This is a genomic window from Bacillus hominis, from assembly GCF_018332515.1.
Lineage (GTDB): Bacteria > Bacillota > Bacilli > Bacillales > Bacillaceae_G > Bacillus_A > Bacillus_A hominis.
The window spans coordinates 1-5,793 of record NZ_BOQD01000250.1; the positions used below are offsets into that span (position 1 = coordinate 1).

General features: G+C 36.2%; 6 protein-coding genes. 5 read left to right on the forward strand and 1 reads right to left on the reverse strand.

Features of this window, described 5'->3' with window-relative positions; genetic code table 11:
• The first annotated feature begins 32 nt into the window (after positions 1-32).
• From KI356_RS21110 to KI356_RS21120, 3 genes are all read left to right on the forward strand, one after another.
• On the forward strand, positions 33-593 hold the full coding sequence (locus tag KI356_RS21110; protein WP_128283124.1) for a nitroreductase family protein: 561 nt from the start codon (positions 33-35) through the stop codon (positions 591-593).
• A 114-nt stretch (positions 594-707) separates the two neighbouring features.
• Positions 708-2,126 carry a stage V sporulation protein SpoVR gene (gene spoVR, locus KI356_RS21115; RefSeq protein WP_212936356.1) on the forward strand — a complete coding sequence of 473 codons (1,419 nt, stop codon included), beginning with the start codon at positions 708-710 and terminating at the stop codon, positions 2,124-2,126.
• 108 nt (positions 2,127-2,234) lie between these two features.
• Positions 2,235-3,497, forward strand: coding sequence for a neutral/alkaline non-lysosomal ceramidase N-terminal domain-containing protein (locus tag KI356_RS21120; RefSeq protein WP_212936357.1), 1,263 nt, complete (start codon positions 2,235-2,237; stop codon positions 3,495-3,497).
• A 122-nt stretch (positions 3,498-3,619) separates the two neighbouring features.
• Here the strand turns inward: KI356_RS21120 and KI356_RS21125 are convergent, their stop codons facing one another.
• The gene (locus KI356_RS21125) at positions 3,620-4,093 is read right to left on the reverse strand and encodes a MarR family winged helix-turn-helix transcriptional regulator (protein ID WP_212936358.1); all 474 of its coding nucleotides are present in this window, start codon (positions 4,091-4,093) and stop codon (positions 3,620-3,622) included.
• 145 nt (positions 4,094-4,238) lie between these two features.
• Here KI356_RS21125 and KI356_RS21130 point away from each other — a divergent pair, with 145 nt between their 5' ends.
• Entirely contained in the window at positions 4,239-4,823 is a 585-nt protein-coding gene (locus tag KI356_RS21130; protein ID WP_212936359.1) for a DUF3238 domain-containing protein, read from the forward strand.
• A gap of 135 nt (positions 4,824-4,958) precedes the next feature.
• Positions 4,959-5,543: a DUF3238 domain-containing protein gene (locus tag KI356_RS21135; protein WP_212936360.1), complete on the forward strand. Its 585-nt coding sequence runs from the start codon at positions 4,959-4,961 to the stop codon at positions 5,541-5,543.
• Positions 5,544-5,793 lie beyond the last annotated feature (250 nt).

A 5,793-nucleotide genomic window follows, 5' to 3' on the forward strand; every position in this document is an offset into this window, starting at 1 on the left:
TACATATAGATGAAAATAGGGGAGAGATACATATGACTACATATACTTCCATTGCAAATGTCATTAAAGAAAGACGTTCTGTTCGTACATTTACAGATAAAGCAGTAGAAAAAGAGCTATTAATTGAACTATTAAACGACGCAACATGGGCACCAAATCATAAACATCGTGAGCCATGGAATTGTAAATTATACATTGGAGAAGGCCGTCAGAAATTAGTAGACGCAGTATTAAACTCTTTCTCAGAAGAAGAAAGAGCGAAACGCGGCAAAATTTTATCTGATCGTTTCTTAAGCACACCTGCGCAAATCGTTGTTTACATTGATGAAGATCCACGTCAAATTCAGCGTGACGAAGATTACGCTGCAACATGTGCATTTATGCAAAACTTCCAATTGCTTGCTTGGGAGCGTGGCTTAGGATGTGTTTGGAAATCAGGAGGATTAAACTACAATCCACTATTTATAGAAGGAATCGGTTTAACAAGAGGTCAACGTATCGTTGGAATTCTTCACATCGGCTATTTCGATAAAGCATCAGAGGGAAAAGCGCGTACACCGATTACGGAGAAAATGGAGATTATTGAAGGTTAATAGATGAGACATTCTCGTTTTTGCGGGGGTGTCTTTTTATTATGCAATCAATCCTCATGAAAGCTTGTTCCTCATCATACACTTTCTTAAGGGAAAGTGTAAGGAGGGAAAATAATGAGAGCAAGTGACGATAAAGCGCTGCAATATGCAATTGCGGAAATTACGGAAATTGCGACTGGATTTGGGCTTGATTTTTATCCGATGCGTTATGAAATATGTCCAGCGGAAATTATTTATACATTTGGTGCATATGGGATGCCGACGAGGTTTTCACATTGGAGTTTTGGAAAGCAATTTTTCAGAATGAAATTACAATACGATTTGGGACTTAGTAAAATTTATGAACTCGTTATTAACTCTGATCCATGTTATGCCTTTTTATTAGATACGAATTCTTTAATTCAAAATAAACTAATCGTGGCGCACGTTTTAGCGCACTGTGATTTCTTCAAAAATAATATTCGTTTCTCTAATACGAAACGTGATATGGTGGAGAGCATGTCAGCAACAGCTGAACGTGTGAAGGCATATGAGCATAAGTATGGAAAGGCAGAAGTAGAAACATTTTTAGATGCAGTACTCGCTATTCAAGAACACATTGATCCGTCACTTATGCGCCCGAAACTTGCATGGAGTATCGATGATTTAGAAGAGGAAGAAGTAGACAAGAAAAAGGCATCACAATACGATGATTTATGGAATTTAGATGATCGAAATAAAACGAGGGAACGATCCAATATACGCAAAAAGAAGAAGATTCCGCCGCAGCCAGAGAAAGATTTGCTCCTCTTTATTGAAGAATATAGCCGTGAGCTTGAAGAGTGGCAGCGTGACATATTAACGATGATGCGCGAGGAAATGTTATATTTCTGGCCGCAGCTTGAAACGAAGATCATGAATGAAGGCTGGGCTTCGTATTGGCATCAACGCATACTTCGTGAAATGGACTTAACATCTTCTGAAGCAATCGAATTCGCGAAATTAAATGCAGGTGTCGTACAGCCGTCAAAAACAAGTATTAATCCATACTACCTCGGTATTAAAATGTTTGAAGATATTGAAGAACGCTATAACAACCCGACAGAAGAGATGAAACGACGCGGTGTAAAACCAGGATCTGGTCGTGACAAAATCTTTGAAGTACGCGAAATTGAATGGGATGTATCGTTCTTAAGAAACTACTTAAATAAAGAACTCGTCATGCGAGAAGATATGTACTTATTCCAGCGCCAAGGAAAAGAATATAAAGTAATAGATAAAGAGTGGGAAAATGTGCGTGATCAACTCGTAAATATGCGGACAAATGGAGGTTTTCCGTACTTAGTAGTAGAAGATGGAGACTACTTAAAGAACGGAGAATTGTACATTAAACATAGTTACGAAGGAATCGAGTTAGATTTAAAATACTTAGAAAAAGTATTACCGTATCTTCATCAGTTATGGGGAAGAACAGTGCATATGGAGTCGATTGTGGAGAGTAAGGGTGTTGTGTTTTCTTATGATGGGAAGATGGTGCATCGGAAGTATGTGTGATGGAAAGAACGGACATAGAATGCTGTGTCCGTTCTTTTTTATTTGGAACAAAGTTAAATATGCTATTCTTGAAGAAAGGGAGTTACATATAGAAATGGAGCAATTCAAATGAGCAAAATAGGGGTATGCAAGGTGGATATTACGCCGCCTGTAGGTATTGATTTTGTCGGATATCATAGAGAGACAGGAATAAATAATATTGAAGAGCGTATTTATGGGACAGTTTTTGTATTTGAAAAAGATGAAATGAAGACTGTGTTTATAAGTATTGATAATATTGGGATGTTAGTAGAAGATACGAATATTATTCGTGAACGAGTAGCGAGTGAGCTTCATGTACCAGTTGAGCGAATAACAGTTGTTTATACACATACACACTCTGGTCCGGAAACAGTTGGTGATCATCCTTTAATAAAGTCGTATAAAACGATTTTACTAAATAATGTAGTGCAGGGTGCTATTACTGCGAATAATAATATGAATCTATGTGAAGTTGGATGGGGTGTTATGACAGGTGATATTGGCGTAAACCGAAGAGAGAGAACATCTGATGGAAAAGCGAAGATGGGAACAAATATAGAGGGTGTTGTAGATAAACGAATTGGTATGTTAGCGATGAGAGATGCTGCAACGAAGGAGCTATTTGGACTTGTAGTATTTTGTACTGCTCATCCGAATGTTTTAAAAGGAGATAGTGATGCATTATCAGCGGATTATCCTGGAATGACGAGAGAGGTTCTTGAGAAGATAGTAAACTGTCCTGTTATTATCGTTCAAGGTGCTGCTGGTAATGTAAATGCGAAGTATCGAGGTTCACAGGAAGCATTAAAACAAATGGCTTACATGCTTAGTGGACATGTATTAACGATGTTGCCAATAGTTACATATAGTCCAATTATAAATTTAAGAACTATTTCGACGATGATGCAAATGAAATTGAAGGATATTCCTGAAATTGAAGAGATAGAAAGAATGGCCCAATTAGCTGAGAAGCAGTGGGGCGTGAATACGGATGAATGGCTTACTATCATTTTAGAGAAATATAAGCAAGGTAGTCGGCAGTTAAGTGTTGATTTAGAAGTTCAACTGTTTCAAATTAATGATGGTATGTTCTCTGGCATACCGATGGAACCATTTTCGGAAACTGCGTTAGAAGTGAAAGAGAGTCTTCAAAATGAATTAGCTTTCTTTGGTGGCTATACGAATGGATATATTGGCTATTTACCAAGCAAAGAGGAATATGCATATGGTGGGTATGAAGTGGAATTAAACCCTGTTGTGTATGGGCCGGTAACGAGGCTGTTAATGCCGCCAAAGGAGAACACGGCAGAGTTGATTATGCAGAGAGTTATGGAGTTATATAATGCATAAAATATGGACATATATTTAATATAAAATTTAAAGGGATTAACGATTTTAATAAAACTGTAGAAAAACGAATCCATTTTGAAGAAGACTAATCAAAATGGATTCATTTTTTATATAGAGTTTGTTTACCAAACAGGTCGTACGCTTGATGCCAATTTGCCTGTATTTTCTTCATTAACGAATGTTGTTAAATCTTCTTTAAGCATTTGCATTCGATCTACACCTATATTTTCAATCCATCGCTGTTCTATTTCAGCTACTATTTCTTCTTTTGCTTTCATTACTGATAAACCACGTTCGGTTAGTACAATGATTTTACCTCTTTTATCAGTAGGGTGCGTTTGGCGCGCGACATAACCACTGTTTTCAAGAGAATCCACCATTTTACTTACAGCTTGTTTTGAAACCCCTAAATACTCAGCTAGTTCTATACCAGTTGCTCCATTAGGAAGGATGCGTTTGAACATAAAACCATGCGCTGGCCTAATATCTTCAAATCCCAATTCACTTAATTTGTCATGTAGTTCAGTAATTAGTGTGCTGAACGATAATGATAAAAGTGAAGTGAGATCTAATTCGTTAAATGTTTGATGATCCATGTATATAACCTCCACACTTGTAGTCAATTAAGTTGACTATCGGTAAGGTCTATTGTACTATGCATAATATAGTCAATCAAATTGACTATATTATGTTGGTATAACAAATAATGATTTATATAAATAGAATCAATGGAGGTTTCAAATGGTTAATATCGTTAAAATTAGAGGGAGTGTATTTGCACCGTATGCTTTGCTGAAACCTATTAAGGATCCTGCAACGGGAAGAGTGTTTGAATATGCTGGAGATGCACGTGAGTTTACACCATACGCTGTGAACACAAAGCGTTCAAGATTAGAACAAGAAGTGAATATTGATTTTTATAAAAGAGAAATTTTCACATATGCAGATGCTTGTATCGTTACTGTGAAAATTACAAATCCAGATGGCTCAATTGATTATCAAAAAGGAGAAACAAGTACAGAGAACATTACATGTACAAATATTGTATGGAGTGAAGATGAAATTTCATTTGAGATGAGAGCAAGTGCAAGTAATCCGTTAAACGCGGCAGCACCTGCAGCTGATTATTTTTTGACTATACGAGTTAATGAAAGTGGTACTGTGCATGTTGAAGGTGTACATGATGGTTTCCCTTGTTATGAATTTTATAGACAAATAGACTTTGGTTCATTTGAATTAATATATACACATGATTTTAGAGAAACGGATGATACCCCAGCAGCACTAGCTGGAGAAATGGAATATAGTTTTAAAACGACAATCTAGATATAAATATAGCGCTATTTTTCAGAAGGAAGTAGCAAACGTAAAAGAGAAAGCTATTGATTATGGGAGCGAAATTGTGGTCTGTTTTACTCAATATTATGCAGTATCTAAAATAAAATTATAGAGGTGTTTCTTATGACGAATATCGTTAAAATTAGAGCCAGTGTATTTATTCCAATGTCTTGGACTGAAGCTAAGAAGGATATGAAAACAGGAAAAGTAATCCAATTCGAAGGCGATTCACGTGAATTTACACCACATGCGGTAAATACTATGCGCTCTAGAGTTGAGCAGGAGGTAGTAGTAGATTTTTATAAAGAAGAAGTGTTTTCATGTGCAAACACGGGTATTACGACAGAGAAGATTACAAATCCAGATGGTTCTGTGAATAAAAGAACAGGAAAAGCGAGTACTGAAAATATTGTGTGTACTCATATTGTATGGAATTCTGACGGTGTGCAATTCAAAATGAGTGCAAGCGCTAGTAACCCATTAAATGTATATGCACCTCCTGTGGATTATTTATTAAATGTATGTGTTAAAAAGGATGGTAGTATCGATATTCAAGGAGAACATGATGGATTCCCTTGTTTCGAATTTTATAAGCAAGTAGATTTCGGTTCATTTGAACAAATTTATAAACATGATTTTAGAGAAACTGGTGATACAGCTGCAGCTTTAGGTGGAGAGATGGATTATAGTTTTACAAAGAGATTATAGGAATTAGGATAATAAAACGGTTGATTCTTTCGTCCATAAATGAAATGAATTTTTTGTAGTAGATATATTGTATTAGTCATAGTATCCCCCGCCGAGTATTAGCCATCACCAATTGGGCATTTACGGGAAGTTGATCTCCCACCTAACTCCTTTTCTTTACAGCCGGATCCTTGGAAGGACTAAGCTTTTTTAACTCAAAGTAAAGAATGTAAATAATTTTATCGTTTTGTTAAGTCAATGTAATTAATAA